The organism is Spirosoma liriopis, from assembly GCF_023196085.1.
GTDB lineage: Bacteria > Bacteroidota > Bacteroidia > Cytophagales > Spirosomataceae > Spirosoma > Spirosoma oryzicola.
In genome coordinates this window covers 94,728-111,631 of record NZ_JALPRF010000009.1, presented here as the reverse complement: position 1 = coordinate 111,631, position 16,904 = coordinate 94,728, and the positions used below count along the sequence as shown (strand labels likewise).

At 49.2% G+C, this 16,904-nt stretch carries 12 protein-coding genes; 5 read left to right on the top strand and 7 right to left on the bottom strand.

Annotated elements, in window-relative coordinates; genetic code table 11:
- Positions 1-236: 236 nt before the first annotated feature.
- From M0L20_RS27270 to M0L20_RS27260, 3 genes are all read left to right on the top strand, one after another.
- Positions 237-821: a fatty acid desaturase family protein gene (locus M0L20_RS27270; protein WP_248480357.1), complete on the top strand. Its 585-nt coding sequence runs from the start codon at positions 237-239 to the stop codon at positions 819-821.
- A gap of 64 nt (positions 822-885) precedes the next feature.
- A complete protein-coding gene (locus M0L20_RS27265) occupies positions 886-1,137 on the top strand; it encodes a hypothetical protein (RefSeq protein ID WP_248480356.1) in 252 nt (83 codons plus the stop codon).
- A gap of 1,138 nt (positions 1,138-2,275) precedes the next feature.
- The gene (locus M0L20_RS27260; protein WP_232563785.1) at positions 2,276-2,749 is read left to right on the top strand and encodes a response regulator; all 474 of its coding nucleotides are present in this window, start codon (positions 2,276-2,278) and stop codon (positions 2,747-2,749) included.
- A gap of 46 nt (positions 2,750-2,795) precedes the next feature.
- Here M0L20_RS27260 and M0L20_RS27255 read toward each other — a convergent pair whose 3' ends face one another.
- Genes M0L20_RS27255 through M0L20_RS27245 form a run of 3 tightly spaced genes read right to left on the bottom strand, consistent with a single transcriptional unit; the run spans position 2,796 to position 9,126 of the window.
- Positions 2,796-3,542: a histidine kinase gene (locus tag M0L20_RS27255; protein ID WP_248480355.1), complete on the bottom strand. Its 747-nt coding sequence runs from the start codon at positions 3,540-3,542 to the stop codon at positions 2,796-2,798.
- Positions 3,543-3,576: 34 nt separating this feature from the next.
- Complete coding sequence (locus M0L20_RS27250; protein ID WP_248480354.1) at positions 3,577-8,025, bottom strand: CheR family methyltransferase; 4,449 nt, start codon at positions 8,023-8,025, stop codon at positions 3,577-3,579.
- 48 nt (positions 8,026-8,073) lie between these two features.
- On the bottom strand, positions 8,074-9,126 hold the full coding sequence (locus tag M0L20_RS27245; RefSeq protein WP_248480353.1) for a chemotaxis protein CheB: 1,053 nt from the start codon (positions 9,124-9,126) through the stop codon (positions 8,074-8,076).
- Between the two features lie 838 nt (positions 9,127-9,964).
- Between M0L20_RS27245 and M0L20_RS27240 the strand changes: the two genes are divergently transcribed.
- Together M0L20_RS27240 and tal are read left to right on the top strand one after the other, a co-directional pair.
- A complete protein-coding gene (locus tag M0L20_RS27240; protein WP_232563781.1) occupies positions 9,965-11,008 on the top strand; it encodes a YrzE family protein in 1,044 nt (347 codons plus the stop codon).
- 213 nt (positions 11,009-11,221) lie between these two features.
- Positions 11,222-12,325 carry a transaldolase gene (gene tal / locus M0L20_RS27235; RefSeq protein ID WP_232563780.1) on the top strand — a complete coding sequence of 368 codons (1,104 nt, stop codon included), beginning with the start codon at positions 11,222-11,224 and terminating at the stop codon, positions 12,323-12,325.
- 229 nt (positions 12,326-12,554) lie between these two features.
- Here tal and M0L20_RS27230 read toward each other — a convergent pair whose 3' ends face one another.
- The 4 genes from M0L20_RS27230 to M0L20_RS27215 form a co-directional block, all read right to left on the bottom strand.
- Positions 12,555-13,382, bottom strand: coding sequence for a hypothetical protein (locus M0L20_RS27230; protein ID WP_248480351.1), 828 nt, complete (start codon positions 13,380-13,382; stop codon positions 12,555-12,557).
- 97 nt (positions 13,383-13,479) lie between these two features.
- Positions 13,480-14,115, bottom strand: a complete 636-nt coding sequence (locus M0L20_RS27225; RefSeq protein ID WP_232563778.1) for an HXXEE domain-containing protein — start codon at positions 14,113-14,115, stop codon at positions 13,480-13,482.
- A gap of 183 nt (positions 14,116-14,298) precedes the next feature.
- On the bottom strand, positions 14,299-15,495 hold the full coding sequence (locus M0L20_RS27220) for a hypothetical protein (RefSeq protein ID WP_232563777.1): 1,197 nt from the start codon (positions 15,493-15,495) through the stop codon (positions 14,299-14,301).
- A gap of 83 nt (positions 15,496-15,578) precedes the next feature.
- Entirely contained in the window at positions 15,579-16,871 is a 1,293-nt protein-coding gene (locus M0L20_RS27215) for a serine hydrolase domain-containing protein (RefSeq protein WP_232563776.1), read from the bottom strand.
- Between the last annotated feature and the right edge of the window lie 33 nt (positions 16,872-16,904).

Below are 16,904 nucleotides of genomic sequence, written 5' to 3'. Positions count from 1 at the left end.
GTGTACTTGGCTAAACCTATTCGTTTGCAACGGGCGCTGGTGGCCGGTCTTTCCCAATTGATTTAGTTGAAATGAAGTAATTAGGCCTTATTCATGATCCGGTATTCACGGGAAAGAATTACACGCGGACCGATGAGTTTTTTCTGCGCTTTATTAAGAATGATCGCGATCTGCCTTTTATTTATTTGATAATCTACATCAGTGGTAGCCTGATCCCGTTGAGTATTATGTTGTTTATGCCCTTTATAACGGGCTGGACTTGGTGGGGCCTGACCACTCTTCATTTCGGGGTAAACAATTTTGGGATTAAAGGCCCTTTGGGGCTTATGCTTCACTGCACGAGCCATCGGCACCTATTTAAGTCGGAGTATGGCTGGATGAATTACTACCTTCCCTGGGTTCTGGCCCCTTTTTTTGTCCACACCCCCGAAACTTATTATAGTCACCACATCGGTATGCATCATGCCGAAAATAATCTAGAAGATGATGACAGCAGTACCATGGGCTTCCAGCGGGATAGCTGGCGAAGTTTCCTGGCTTATTTCGGTCGTTTTTTTGCTATTGGCGTCCGAAACCTGCTGTCGTATCTGCACCGAAAAAATCGATCTAAACTGGCCAGACGGAGGTTAACAGGCGAAATTGCTTTCGGTGCCCTATGCTTGCTACTCTGTTTTGTAAACTGGCCGGCTACAATGATGGTCTTTTTGTTGCCTCTGGTTATTTATCGCCTGGTGGCCATGCTTGGTAACTGGACGCAACATGCATTTGTGGATGCTGACGATCCTGGTAATGCGAATAAAAAACAGTATTACCTGCATTAATGTGGGATATAATAAAGCGTGCTGGAATGAGGGGTATCACATTAGCCACCACCTCAGACCTGCCATGCACTGGATTGAACACCCGACGTTTTTTCTTAAAACACTGGATCAGTATGCCAGTCACCAGGCTATTATTTTTGATGGACTGGACTTCGGCCAGGTTTTCTTTCTTCTGATGCGTAAACGCTACAGCACGTTGGCCAGACATATGGTCAACCTGAATGGGGCTTTCTCCAGCGATACTGAAGCCATGGCATTGTTACAACGCCGAACGATGCGAATAACAACGCCAACTACGGCTGAGCTGGTGTGCTGAATCTTAGCTGGTCTAGCTGTTGGGCAATATTGAAGCGTTGGGCAATCCAGTCCACTTTCAAAGAATCTACACAGGTATTGCCTTTGAAAAATAATGATAACCATCATGTTACACACCGACAATGGTCATAGATTAGTTTGTAAACAGCTATTAGTTTTGCTTACCAGGTAGGCGCTCCCCCTGTATACTCATTACCCACTTTAGCTACTTATTCACCTTTATCAGGTTTACGATCGCTCCATCAACAAACAATTGTTCCGGCTATACATGATGGTAGAGCCAGATCAGGAGAGAAAATTGATTCTGATCTGGCTCATAGGCAATAAGGCGAATCCGTGGTTCTCAATGGCCTTCCTGGCGTTACATTTAAAAATGCTACTTCCCTCACCTGACCTTAATCACCTCATAAAGGCAAATATTTACCCATGAGTCCAACTATTGATGAATTAAATGCCTTAGGTCGCATAATTCAGGCAATCAAATGCTTCAGGCAATTGTCCCCTAACACGCAAACGGCTAGTAAGCGATCTGAAAACGCTTACCTCAAAAAACATCTGTCAAGCCAGGACTGGCTATTCTGGAAATATCTACAGACAGAATCTAATGGCTTGAAGACATTTATCAACACGCAGGTTTTATTGCCTGATCGGGTCTTTTCAGCCCAGCAATTCTCTCTCTTACTGCATCAATACAGACGGGCCGTTTTTGAATTATATCAAAGCTGGTATCAAACGGCAAAGCCAGCTAATTTTAATAAAGCGGACTTTTAGGCGTCTCGTACAAAAGGAGCCAATCAAATAGGCAGGTTGGCTAATTAACAAGAGAGCAACCCGTATTAGCCGTCATAATCATTAACTACCCTACTACACTGGAGTATTGGTACCTGTTGGTTGACTACTTGATTTTCAAAAATTGCAGCAGACGTATAAGTTGGTTTTACGTTTTTCTGCACTTTCCGCTAGCATCTAGTCGCTGTTAACTAAACTAGTAAACAGCGACTACAGCTTTGTCTGTTAAGTTTATTAGTACATTTTAAATATTATCATATATAAATATAGTTAACGTTTAATTTGTTTCTTGTAAAAACACTTTCTACTTGGCGAACCGTCAGCGAAACTAGTCACTAACCCCAAAAGCTATGCATAATTTGTATGGACCAGAAACTACCATCCGACGAAATTTCCGGGGAGCCAGCATTCTTTTAATCGACGACAATCCAGATCAATGTGATCTGATTCGGACAGTACTGAAAGGATGTATACCTGAAATAGGGTTGCAAGTCGCTTTGTCGGGCGAGGAAGCCCTTCGACAGCTTCGCCACTGTCAGGCACTTAAACAGCAATTACCCCGTTTGATTTTGTTAGACCTGTATTTACCTCTCGCTGAGGATGGGTTACGCTTCGTTGAGCAGATAAAAAGAAAGGATTCGCCTTATCGCTTAATTCTCCTTACCCTACTTTCTTATTCTGCTAAGCATCAGGATGTTCTGCGGGGCTACGAACTTGGGGCCAATTCCTATATAGTGAAGCCTACCGATCATGCTCAGTGGCTGCACTACATTGAGTCGTTGCGAGCCTACTGGTGGAAAACAGTTACCCTACCCCTTGGCTAATCTAATTTCTGAGTATCCGTATACCACTCGCCCTTAATCGGACCGTTTACTCACTATCGGGTGCCAATCGGGCTTGCTCTTCCTCACCGTCTGCCAGCAATTTAGAAAATAGGAGATTGGCAGTTTTCGAGGCTCGCGTTACCATATCCCTCAATTTTGCCCGTTCATCGTCGGCAAGCGGCCCTTGTCGTAAAGTAGTAGCCGTGGAGATGATACCAAACTGACTTCGTAAATCATGTACGGTATGCTGCAGGAGGCCAACCCGTTGACGGGTTGATTGGTGAAGGCTATTAATCTCTGTCTGCAGCTTTTGTATCTGTTCGTTGGATGTTGCCTGCTGTAGTTGATCAAACTGTATCGTAATATCATTATTGACTGCCTTCCATAGTCGGAACAGTTGCGCATAAAACGGAATAATTACCCCCGGCTGCGTTTGAGGATAGCGTTCCAGAAACTGCTGAATTTCCAGATCAAGGCTATCGTAAAAGTAATCTAATTCGGTCAATACGATAGCTAGCGGGTAGCCACGTTGCCAGCGCTTAACCCAGTATTGGCTGGCTCTTTTAAGGTGGTCACTTTCATGGGGCTCCCCCGTGACACTCTGTGTAAATAGAGTCAGCAGGGGCGGGAGTTGATCGGTAAAGTCTTTCATTGAAACGCTGGAACATACCTGAAGATCTTCATTTTGTGAGCATCTGGTCCACCACTGGTTTATGATCGTCTCCTGACGGGACACTAAGTAGTCGGCTAACTGTCTAAGTTGGGTGTTGCGGTCATTGGTTGGTGTGGCCATGAGAGGATCGGATTACGGAGAGTTATACTAATGGTTAGGCCGGGTTTCCGGGAGGTGGTAGCGAAGCAAGTAGTTGAATCAATGACTCCAGTTCAACTGGTTTGACCAGATGTCCATCGAAACCAGCCTCCTGGCTCCGCCGTTTGTCCTCAGCCTGTCCATACCCTGTCATGGCAATTAGGATCAGACTTCGGCCCCATTTCTGTTGCCGTATCTTTCGGGCTGTTTCAAAGCCATCCAGCCCTGGCATACCGATGTCGAGCAATACTACCTCCGGTTTCACTTGCTGCACGGCCTCAATAGCCTGCTCACCGCTGTAGCGTACATCAACCGGATAGCCACTTAATTCCAATAGCATGGCGAAGGAATTGGCTGCGTCCTGATTATCATCCACGACTAGAATTCGTTGTTTAACCGCAACTGCGGAAACCGGGGTAGAAGGCGCTTGAACAGGCTCGGGTAAGACAGATAGAACGGGTAAGTAAACCACGAATTCACTGCCTAGCCCCAACCCACCACTCCGGGCTTGCACGCGCCCTCCATGCCGCTCAACCAGCCGTTTGACTAATGTCAGGCCCAGCCCCAATCCACCCTGGGTGCGGGCCAGTGAATTGTCTACCTGAGCAAACAACTCAAAAATTCGCTCTAACTGGTCGGCTGCCAGGCCGATACCATTGTCCCTTACCCGCAGGCAGGCCATCGACTGGTTCGATTCCTGATTTACTAATTCCAGACTCACCCAAACTTGACCTCCCTCGGGGGTATAGCGAACGGCGTTTGTCAGCAGATTAGTCGTTACCTGCGTCAGCCGGGTGGCATCGCCCGACAGGTAGATGGGTTCGTTCGGCCCGGACACTGACAACTCAATCCGGCGCTCTTCGAAGCGGTGACGCATGACAGCGGAGGCCTCCTGCAACAGAGCGTTCAGATCGAGCGGTTCCAGGTGTAAGGTAATCTTCCCACGGTTGATCCGGCTTACATCCAGTAAATCATCTACCAGTCGAACTAAATGTTCCACCTGACGATTCATCAACGCCAGGGCGGCACTCATCGTCTCGGTCTGATCCGCACCTAATCCTAGCGTCTGCAGTGTAGTCCGAACGGGGGCCAGCGGATTGCGTAACTCGTGAGCCAGCATAGCCAGAAACTCGTCTTTCCGCTGGTCCGACTCGCGCAGGGTTTCTTCGGCTCGTTTGCGCGTATCAATGTCCAGCATTACCCCACTCATGTGGGTTGCCTTTCCGTCAATTTCCTCTACTACGCGCCCGTAACCGCTCATCCACCGCTGGGAACCGTCTTCCAGCACGGCGCGGAACTCGGCATCGAAAACGGTCCGGTGGTCAATAGCCTCTTGCAACTGACGACTTATCCGCTCACGGTCACTAGCATGCACGTGGGCAAAATAATCGCTCGAACTGAGGGGGCCAGGTTGAGGATTCATGCCAAACAGTCGGAAGTGCTGCTCGTTCCAAATCACCTGCCCTGTTACTAAATTCCAATCCCAGGTGCCCATACGGGCGGCTTCGATGGTAAGCCTGAACCTTTTTTCTGACTCGCGCAGGGCTTGCTCGGCCTTCTTACGCTGGGTAGTATCGCGAGCCACGCTCGACACTCCGATGACCTGCCCAGCCGTATCCTTTACGGGTGAAAGTACAACTTCCAGTATGAGGGATTTGCCATCTTTGGTAACCCGGACGGTCTCGTAGGTTTCAACCCGTTGGAATTGCTTGATTTTTTCGGTTAGTCTCAGCACCTCGCTCAAATCCTGAGGCAGCGTCAGCATCCCTAGTGACTGACCCATGGCTTCTGCCGCCGAGTACCCATAGAGTGTTTCGGAAGCTTTATTCCAACTGGTGATGATCCCATCAAAATTGACCGTAATCACCGAATCCTGCGATGATTCGACAATCGAGGCCAGAAAATAGTTGGCTTCTTCGGCAACCTTGCGCTGGGTAATGTTGACGAACGTCACCACCAGGCCATTGATGCGGTCGTCGGCCGTTCGGTAAGGGAGCATCCGCATCATATACACGCGTCCGTCGGTAGTTCTTACTTCCTGCTCTACCGGCTGGAGCGTTGCCAGTACCCGTTCGGCATCCGCCTGCAGGTGGGTATAGTCTAATCGGTTGGTGATATCGGTTACGGGCCGTCCGAAATCCGTTGGGATCAAATTGAAAATATCTCGTGCCGCTGGCGTAAACAGGTTAATCCGCAAACTACGATCCAGAAACAGAGTGGCAATGTCGGTCGAGTTAATCAGGTTTTGCAGGTTGTTTCCGACCAGTGAAATCTCTTCCACTTTTAGTTTCAACTCCTGATTGACTGTTGTCAGTTCTTCATTGATCGACTGAAGTTCTTCCTTACTGGTTTCAACTTCTTCGGCCGACGAGCGCAGTTCTTCGTTTATGGCCTGCAACTCTTCGTTAGTCGCTTTGAGTTCTTCGGCCTGTAGTTCGTGCTGCTCATTGGCCAGCCGTAACTGTGCCTTGGCTCGAATCAATTCTTCCTCCAGGTGGTGAGCGGCTGGTCCAACCGAAGTCAGCGTCCGTTCGGCATCACCTGCCTCCTCGGGCGTAGGCTCAAAAAGGACCAGCATAAAACCGCGCGCCGAATCGTATTCCCCCAGCACCGGACGTACGTGGAGGGTCAGGGTTTGGATTTGATCGTCTAAACGAAGTTTAAGCTGGCGCACCGCCACATTGGTCCGCTGCTGGCTGGCCTGGTAGAAGGCGGTGCGCAGGTCCAGGCGCAATTCGGGTCGGATAAGCTTCAGCAGGTTTTTGGAAGGTTCGCCCCCGGCAATTTGCAGGTAGCGCCCCGCCCGCTCCGATATGTGCAGGATATCGTATTCGTCATTAACGATAATGGATGGGGGCGCATACTGTTCCAGTAACCGTTGGTGCAACTCGCCGTAACTGGCCCGCTCGTTCGAGCGTTTGTCTCCCTTCGGCAATGGCTCAGGCAAAGGCTTGATCTGGTAGGCCTGCCACTGGTTCATGTCGGGTACGGGAAAGGAACGCATCGGCACAGAGCGACTTTGAAACAGGTGCCGTTCCCGATTCACGGTAGCAAACAGATTGCTAACTCCATCAATGCTTTCGGCCAAACCCAGCAACAGATAGTTGCCGGGTTTCAGCGCGAAATGGAATGTCTCCAGTACCCGCTGCTGAGCCGTCTGATTCAGATAGATGAGCAGGTTGCGGCAGCTCACCAGGTTCAGCCGGGAAAAAGGGGGATCTTTGAGCACATTGTGGTAGGCAAACAGGACCATCTCCCGAATCTCCCGACGAATGCGGTACTGCTCACCTTCCTGCGTAAAAAATCGACGCAGACGCCCAGGCGATACGTCGGCGGCATCATTGATGGTATAAAGCCCTTCGCGGGCGATAGCAATGGCGGCCTGATCAATATCGGTGGCAAAGATCTGCACGCGGGGCGCATCAAGTACATCCAGCGTACGTTCAGCGCACAGTATAGCCAGCGAGTAAGCTTCTTCGCCCGTGGCACAACCGGCCACCCAGATCCGAATGATATCGTCTTCTCTTTTTTCGTGGGTCAATAGGGGGATAATCTGATTCTCCAGGGTAGCGAAGACAGGACTATCCCGGAAAAAATTGGTGACGGAGATCAACAGATCGTTGAGCAGCGATTGAATTTCCTCGGGATGCTCGCGCAGAAAAGTTACGTACTCGGGCAGTCCCGACAGGTTGCGAACGTTTATCCGGCGCTCCAGCCGACGCAGTAGGGTTGGGCGCTTATAATTGGAAAAGTCATGACCAGTACGCTGGCGTAGTTGGGCAAATACCTCGCCCAGGGCCTGCTGCTGGCTTTCTGCTTCTGGTTTAGGGCCCAGGTCTATGACGACAGTAGCCCGGTTTTGTAGGTAGGCCAGTAACTTAGCGGGAATCTGGGCCACAGGCAGAATGTCATCGACCAGCCCCGTAGCAATGGAATGGCGCGGCATTTCATTGAATGCAGCCTCGCGGGGATTTTGTACAAAAACCGCCCCGCCCCCTTCCTTAATGCGCTTAATACCCATCGAACCATTGGCACCAGTTCCTGAGAGAATAACTGCTATGGCCTGGGAGCCCTGGGACTCGGCCAGGGTGCGAAAGAAAATATCTACGGGTGCCCGCCGATCTTCTATGCGCGCATTCGGCAATACAAGTATATCGCCATCGGCCATTTGCAGGTGCCTCTCAGGCGGTACGACGTACACGTGATTAGCAACGACTCTTACCCGCTCTTCCACCTTTGTGACGGGGATGCTGGTCACGCTCTGCAGGATCTGGGTAAGCTGACTATCATAATCGGGGGAGAGATGTAAAATAACGACGTAGGCTAAGCCTGAGTCAGGGGTTACCTGCTCAAAAAATTGAGTTAGCGCTTCCACTCCGCCTGCTGAGCAGCCAATGCCAACGATCAGGGTCTGGCCGGGGCTGGGCTTACCGGGTGTTGCCGGGGTTAGTTTCTTTTTATTCACTGGTTATCGTGTGGCTGGTTAAGAATGGTTTTAGGAAGTTAATAACATCTAATGTAAGTTGTTGAGGATTACATCGGTATCTGGATGCGTCAGCTTTTCGAGGCTCAATGGCTCGTGCGTACGAATAGCTTGTCGAATGTGTTCTCCTCGTAGGTGGGCCTCTTGTGCTTTCTGGAAATAAATAGCTGCCTGCCTGGGCTGATTTGTTTCGGCCAGCTGATCGCCCAATTGGTTAAGCAGAACAATACTTTCGTCCACTCCACGAAGGGCACCATAGAGGTTTTCCTCAATTTTTTCCGTTATAGTTGCCAGCAGTGTATCAGACGAGTAAGCGTGTCCGGTATGGCAACGAAAGCGGGATAGCGAACCTTCTCTGATTTGGGTTAGTACGCCATGACACTCCGGGCACGCATAGCGACTGGATTGACCGTGCTCCATTATGGTTAGGCCTTGTGCTGTCTCGTCAGCCGCAATACGAATCTCGGTTTTCGTTTTTTCATCTTCTTCCATAGAAATCTGTGGGAAATCGGAAACGTCCTGTCCAGCTAGTTGGACTAACTTGGCCGCTAATTCGGCTACGGGAAGAATGTAATCGACGGCTACCATACGAATGGCATTTTCGGGCATTGCCGCTACGTGGGCTTCCTGGGGGTCTTGTACCAGGGCCAGGCCACCGTGATGTTTGATGGTCCAAAGGCCAGCACTACCGTCGTCGAGCGCGCCGGATAAGACTACGCCGATTACCCGATTGCCATACGCACATGCGGCTGAGCGAAAGAGCGGGTCAATGGCAGGTCGGAAACGGTTTTCTTTGGGGCCGTGTGTGATACGGATGGTACCATTTTCAACCAGCATATGATGGTCGGGGGGCGCTACATAAATGCGGTTGGTCTGAAGTGGCTCATGGTTGTAGGCATGCGCAATGGGAATGGTTGTGAATTTACTGAGTAGCTGGGGTAACACCCCACGAAGCGTGGGAGCCATATGCCAGACGATAAAGATGGCTGCGTCCAGATGGTCGGGTAAGCGGTCAATAAGCTGTTGAAATGCCTCAACGCCACCGGTCGATGCGCCAATGACAATAATGTTGCGTTTTGCCATGATGGAAAGGTTGTTAACCCGACTAGTGATAGCCGGGTATAGCGGATTACAATCCGTCCTTAATCCATGTGCCCGATCCGAAGGGATCTTCTATTCAGGAATATACCGAAACCGTATAGGACTGACAGCGTTCAACATCTATTAAACGGATAGATTTCTAAAAAAGTTAAATCCATAGTTTTCGGCTACTAGTTTACCGTTGTCTCCAGCTACCTGAGGAGGGTACAGTGGCTCCGGTACCATTTCCTTTTTATTCTATTTTTTATTTTACCTAAATCTGGCTGGTCCTGAACTAACCACTCAGTTAGGAGGCTAGTTCGCTGCAAGGCTTTACGAAAGGGCAATCCATCCATAAATAATAATGACCAGCGAGAGCAGGACGCAGACCAGCCTGGCCACATAGGGCTTGGTGGCGGAAACGGTTTGTTTAAGCATTTGTGCGAAGAAGAAAGCGAAGGCTAACGATCAGTCTGAACTCTTTCGAACGAGTGTAACCTAGTGTTTAGAGGAATGTTCAAGGCTGCTTTCTGAGCCTGGACCGTTCCCTGGAAACAAATACATGAAAAGGGTAGAGAATCCCTCAATTGAGACCACATTGGTGTAGTAAGGCCCCAAAGCGCCTGTTTAGATAAGCGTCATAAGGGTGTATGATAACCATCATAGATTGCCTTGCCCGAAAGAAATACCTTTGCTATTAATGAGCTTTACCTATAGGTTCAATAGGCTGACTATCTACCCATAGGGTTGAGATTATACGTTGCAGGCCGAGCCGAAATCATTAGGTCCGATCAGGTTGATCGTAAGGCTTTATTTTACTCGACAACTTTAATAAAACGTTATGGAACACACAATCCCCTATGAGGATCTCCCCAGGTTGGGACGAATGAATTTTCTGAGTCGGATCTCCTGGAGTGCCGTATTCGCCGGTGTCCTGGTCGCTATTGTCACCCAAATGCTTCTGACCTTACTGGGATTAGGTATAGGATTGGGGACAATTGATCCGATGGAAGAACAAAATCCAATGGCAGGATTAGGAATAGGCAGCGCCATCTGGTACATCATCAGCAGCCTGATTTCTTTATTTCTGGGTGGCTGGGTAGCCGGTCGACTGGCCAGTGCCCCCCGGCTGTTTGATGGAATCATTCATGGCGTGCTAACCTGGTGCCTGGTAACCCTTTTGACCATCTATTTTCTGACAACGACATTAGGCAGCCTTATTGGCGGAGCAGGCCGATTGGTCGGCGGCATCGTGAAAACAGCCGGATCGGCAGCTAGTGCAGCGGGCCCAGGATTGGGCAACATGGTGCAGGATCAGCTCAAAGCCAATGGAGTCGATACGGATAAGTTGGATTTAGGCAATTTGAAGAATGAGGTCACTACCCTGCTTCGCCAGACGAGCGACCCGAATCTGAATCCAGATGCCCTTGAACGGAAAACTGACCAGGCTGGTGATCAGACCCAAACGGCAGCCAGCCGAGCGGCTTCTAACCCACAGGAGTCCGATGCTATTGCTGGAAGTTTGTTTAGCCGGTTGTTTAAACAGGGGCAGTCAACCGTCAACAGCGTTGATCGGGAAGATGCCGTGAACGTCGTCATGAAGCGGACGGGTAAAAGCCGGGCTGAGTCGGAACAGACGGTTGATAACTGGATTAGCAGCTATAAACAGGCGGCCGTCAAATTTGAACAAACGAAGCAGGAAGCCAAAGTAAAGGCTCGTCAGGCAGGTGATGCCGCGGCTGCAGCCGGTTCGAAAGCGGCCATCTTCGGCTTCATCGGATTACTGATCGGTGTGGTAGCATCAGGATACGGAGCCAAAATGGGAACCGATTCTAAAGACGATTCCAACACGTACGACCGTTCCGTTCGGGAAGTAGTTCGCTAGATAACACAGTATGGGGTGTGTAAAGTGGTTTACTGGTAAGCCAGTGCGATTTTGTGCATAAGAAAAAAGGCTGAGCCATCGCCTGGCCTTTTTTCGGGCTTCCTGTCAGGAACTGCTCCTATCCTGACCGATCAGAACCCAAATTCTTGCGTCCTGATCGGTCAGGATTGAAGAGCGTATAGAGTTTTCGAAGCGTTAGTACTCAACAACTATATGAACCGAGTTAAACAAATTCATGAACTGGGCCAGAGCATTTGGCTCGATTTTATTGACCGTCAATTAATGAACACGGGCGCACTGCAAAGTCTGATTGATGAAGATGGGGTTCGGGGTTTAACCTCTAATCCGGCCATTTTCGAGAAAGCGATCAGCAGTAGTCAGGACTATGATAAGGACATCAAACGCCTGGCCGGGACGGATCATTCGAACGAAGCTATTTTTTACGAAGTCGCCGTAACCGACATTCAGCGGGCTGCAGACTTGTTTGCCCCCGTTTACGAAGACGAAATAAGTGGTGCCGATGGCTTCGTGAGTCTGGAAGTATCGCCCCATTTTGCCCTTGATGCGGAAAAAACCATCCAGCAGGCGCGGTCTTTATGGAAAGCTGTGGACCGGCCCAACGTGATGATTAAAATACCGGGAACACAACCCTGCTTACCCGCCATTCGGCAGGCGATAAGCGAAGGGATCAATATCAATGTAACGCTGCTGTTTGGCCTGGACCGCTATATGGACGTTGCGGAAGCCTACATCGCTGGTTTGGAAGATCGCTTACAGGCGGGTCAACCCATTGATCAGTTAGCCTCTGTAGCCAGTTTCTTCATCAGCCGCATTGACACCCTGGTTGATCCCATGCTGAAGGAACGGAATTTGTCTGAATTGAAGGGGGAAGTCGCCATCGCACTAGCCAAACAAGCCTATACCAGTTACGTTCAGGTATTCGCCAGCGAACGGTTCAAAAAATTAGCCGATGCCGGGGCGGTACCGCAACGGTTGCTCTGGGCCAGTACAGGTACCAAAGATCCCGCCTTTTCCGATGTAAAATACGTAGAAACCCTGATTGGTCCTAAAACGGTCAATACCGTGCCCATGGATACCCTGAATGCGTTTCGGGATCATGGTCAGGCAACCCTCCGGTTGACAGATCATGACGAAGATGCCAAACGGGTGCTGGAGCAGGTTCAACAAGTAGGAATCGACTTGAGTGCGATAGCCCAGCAATTAGAAGAGGAGGGTATTCAGAAATTTAATGAGCCCTATAACAAGTTAATCCGAGCCATTGACCAGCAGCGAAGCGCAGTGACTGTCTTACACTAAAATCGCTCGATGGTGCTTGCACTATCGGATGTCTTGTCCTAATTGGAATCGGAGATTTAACTGAAGGGAGGTAGCCTGTTTTATAAAATAAGCTACCTCCCTTCAGTCAAACCTCCATCAGCTCGGAGTGAGTGATGCTAAACCTATTTTAAGACAAGATAACCCTACGCCACTATAGTAAATGTTCATGAGTGACTACCCAACTTGTGTACTTTTATGCATTAAGCACTTAGGAGAGTGTAGCTTGTGGCTCATTGTGCAGTCTCACTTGCATTTCTTGCATTTCTTGCATCCACCTACAACTTGGCCAAAGTAGCCAGATCAGACCAGGAATAGATACAAACGAGGTAATCTTTAGAAAACAAGTTATTTCACCGCTTGCCAATGGATCATCCACATAGAAGACTCCCAAGATGCCTCCAAACCAGCCCATCAGTAGGACAACACTAACGACCATGATCCCGGCTTGCTGGGCTTTGCATTCAATCCGTAGGGTACGATACAGCTCCGGCAGGGTTCGGGTAAAGAATCGCCCTATTAAATATGCCACCCAATACCCTCCCAGCACGAACACCCACCAGGGAGAGATGTGCCATCCCCGGACTATGTTTCCGATATCACCTCCAGGGGAAAACGTGCGAATAGGAACGTAATCATACAAATTACCCAAGTTCATCAGCTGGAACCAGAAGATAAAGTAGTATCCATAAGGGTGCCGTTTTACCCTTGAGTTGTCCAGTAGAAAGCTTCCTAGCAAAAACATCAATACCGTTCCAAGATCCGGACCTGCAAACGCACACAAGCCTGCCTGAAAGTCAAGCCCTTGATCAAACATCCGGTTATAGTCTACATTTTCATCAATATTCCAGAGCAGCAACAGGTTTTTCCAACTGGTTCCGCCATAGTCTAGGGCGAATGGGTTTTCCTTTTCACCCAATAACCAGGCCGTGATGGAATGAGCATACTCGTGGGGAAACACCGCTAGGTAATGGCTTAACCAGATAAAGACGGGCGTTACGATGATAAGAATGAAGGGTGTAATCGTTTGCCTGGTCATAATTATGATACGAGTTTAGGTTACCAGGTACAAGCCTTGTTCGACTTGCCTTTCTGGCTAAGCACCTATTGTTCGGAAAGCTAGTGAGTGCATCCAATCAAAGCGGTTTTCGATCTTCTGGTAGTAGGCAGCGTTGAGGAAAAATATAGTTTGTGTTTGGGTCTTTAAGCCAATCAATGAGTTTGACGATTCCAACCACATTTAATAAGATGCCTGCCGGGACGCCGATCAGGTAATCGGTACAAGTGACCAAATGATGCTGGCTAATCAGCATGAAAAAGTAATAACTGATGGGTCCAAACAGCAACCAACTTGTGGCCATACCCGCATTGTAAAACGTTCGGCCTTTTACATTAAAGACAAAGGCATGGGCTACGGTATTACCTAATGATACTAAGATGGTGGCTATACCTAACCAGATCGCTCTCTCAGCCAACCAAGCGGCTAAGAAGTACGACACCCACCCGACTAGCGCATTTACATACAGCGAAGTATTTGTATTCAAGGGATAGCGATCCGGCATTGCACTCTGGTACATGACTTTATTGACCATGCCCGGAAACGTGCCCACCAGCCGATACTCCTCCACTTGATGGGCAAACAGACTCAGCAAACTAACCCACATAATGAGTTGGTATGTCGTTAGGTGGTCCAACTCTTTGTAGACCCAAAGGCTAACAACTAGGCCAACACCAGCGCCTACATCGAACCAATGCTTCCGTAAGAAATCCATGCCTGTTGTCTCCACTTCGTTTGTCGTTGTTCCTCTAAAGGGCTGCCTATCGAGATATAAATCACACCAGTTTATCCATTCTGTTAAAATCAAACTTAATCTCTTGTAACCTGAGACTTTTTTGAAAGGACTCGAAGCGTCGGTACGGTGAACGTAACGGCGCTTCGGCTTCTCTGGTTGTTGTCATTTTTTAACTAACATTGGAAATTCTCCCCCGGTGAACTCATAGTTATCCGCGTCTGGATCAAACCCGTAGCTAGGGCTATCCTCCGGACTTGACCCAAAACCCAGATCTGCTCTCAACTCGTAGTAGGGCGAAAAATCAGGCCTCTCTCGATGAAACTGTTTAAATACGTGGTCGCGATAAAACAAAGCATCAGAGCGTACTTCATGGTGCGGATAGTCGTCCTTAAATAATTCATGGACCGCCCCTTCCGGTAACTCACGACCATCAAAGGTGAAATACCAATAATGAAACGCAAAAAAAGGCCCCGCATGAATCACGTTTATTTGCCTGCCCCGTACGTAAGCTGCCCGGTATTTCTGGTAAAGATCCCTAAAGGCCAGTTCACTAGGAGCGGGATTGCCGTAAAGCGCATAGGTAATCTCTTCCCAATTCCGGTTCAACTTGCCACATTTTACCATGATCATATTCCAATAGTACTTCCTGAAGCGGTCGTAGGCAGCCTTCTGCATCGCTACGTATTCAGTACCATGTCCTTCTTTGGTCGGGAATGTTTTATGGGCCAGATCGGTGAGGTTATATTTTTGGCCATTAAACTCAACATCCCCTTCTTTAAACGCTTCCCGCAAATTGCTGTAGTTATCGGTTGGGTCCGCTAGCACGATTAGCTTTTGCGTAATGGCCATTTGCATGGCGTTGTGGCCAAGTGTAAAGGTGGCAATTGTTCCACTTAAACCATCCGGTTTATGAGCCGATGATTCTATTAACTTTATGAAATCCGTTATAATGCCAAACACCGGCCCGGCCAATGGGAATTTTATTCCCACCTCCTGTAAAAGCCCGATTCCTATTTTGGTAAAGGCGTTGCTGAGAAAGTCTTTCCAGTCCGAGGGACCTTTATCGCCTGATTGTAAAAGTTCAAACACGCCGGTTTCATAGCCAAGGCAATAGGGATACAATGCTGTTATCCAGGCCTCCATATTTTGTAAATTCTGGGCCGCCTGACCATACAGATCAAAATCTGCTATGGGCATTGTTGGTGCTGGTGTGGCTCCCAGGCCTCCTGGTTCTGGAATCATGTGATCGGCACAGCCGGTCAGGAACCAAGGGAGTACAACGGCACCGGTAGCCCCAATGGCGGCATTGCGTAGCCAGTTTCTCCGGCTTAATTGGTTGAGTGTGTTTTGGGATTGCATGGCATTTTTTGGTTTAAATGGGGTAGGAAACAAAAAATGAGTTGATACGAGTTTCTGTTAATTAAGCTCTGCTAATGAATCGGTTATGGTTTACCGGAGTACCCCAAGGCGGATCGGGCAGCAAAAGTCGCGTCGTAAAGGGCATTGATGCATTTGCCAAATGAAATCTCACCGTCTTTTCCTTCAGTTAAATCCCATAAGGGTAGGTACGCGACCACCGATACATCCGTTAGCGGATCATACGCAATCACGGCGATGTTACCAATGCGTGCCCCATTTTTTCCGTATCCCAGATTGAGCCGGAAGGTTCCGCCCAAATCATCCAGCTGCATGCGCTTCACCGTTTCGAGCGTCAACACATTCTGGCCTTTCATCAGGGTGCGGATGTAGGTATGCAAGTCTGCCATGGTCCCGTAGCCATTCCCTTCGCCTACCTGCGCACTCATGTTGTAATCGGCGTATCGCTTTTGAACGTTGCCCGGCAGCCATTCAAGCCCTTCGATCCGGGGTATTGGCAAGACCGTATCATCGGCCCGGTCAGGAAAATGTAGGCTAGCGAGCGGCACCGTGGCCGTCGCCCCCACGATATAGTCGCGCATGTAATCCTGATACGTTTTAGTGCTACCGCTTCTGACCGAATACACCCGTGCGATAATCTTGCCTAGTATAGAATAACCCGTGTTACTGTAATGATAGGCAGTGCCGGGGAGGTCGTAGAAAAGTTTATGAACGATGAGTTGATGCACCATTTCCTCGGTGGTGAACTGATGGGTCGGATCAGCCAGTTGGATATACTCGGTGTAGGAGTGCCCGTTAAAACCTGGCACCGAATCATTATCCACATCAAAAACGCCCGCCCGGTGTTGCAGCAGTTGCTCGATGGTGATCTGATTTTTGTAGGGAAAGCCCCATTCCGGCGTGTTGGGTACGTAAGGCGTTTGTGTGCCCGGAATCAGGTCGGTGATTTTCGCTTTATAATCGATCCATCCGGCTTCGTGCATATTCAGCAGGGCGGTAGCCGTAAAGTGCTTGGTGATGCTGGCAAAGCGGAAGTTGTCCGTTTCGCGAACGGGGGGCTGACCGCCGGGGACTGACGAGGCAAACACCCTACGGGTGGGGGTCTGAATCAGCACATTCAGTGAAGGCACCGGGTGACGCAGGCTGTCTTCCAGGGCCAAGCGGACGTCATCGACGGCTTGCTGCACGGTTGGTTGAGCGCCCGTTAGGGGACGATGATCGAGCACCGATGAGCAGCTAATGAGTCCTGGCGTAAGCAGTCCTAATAGGCAATACCGTTTTAGGAGCTGACTACGGTTGGCGATGATGAAGGGCCACGGCTGAGTAATCCGACTAAGTTGATGAGTAAAGGCTTTCACAGTAAAATTGAAATAGGATGTACAAGGAATCAT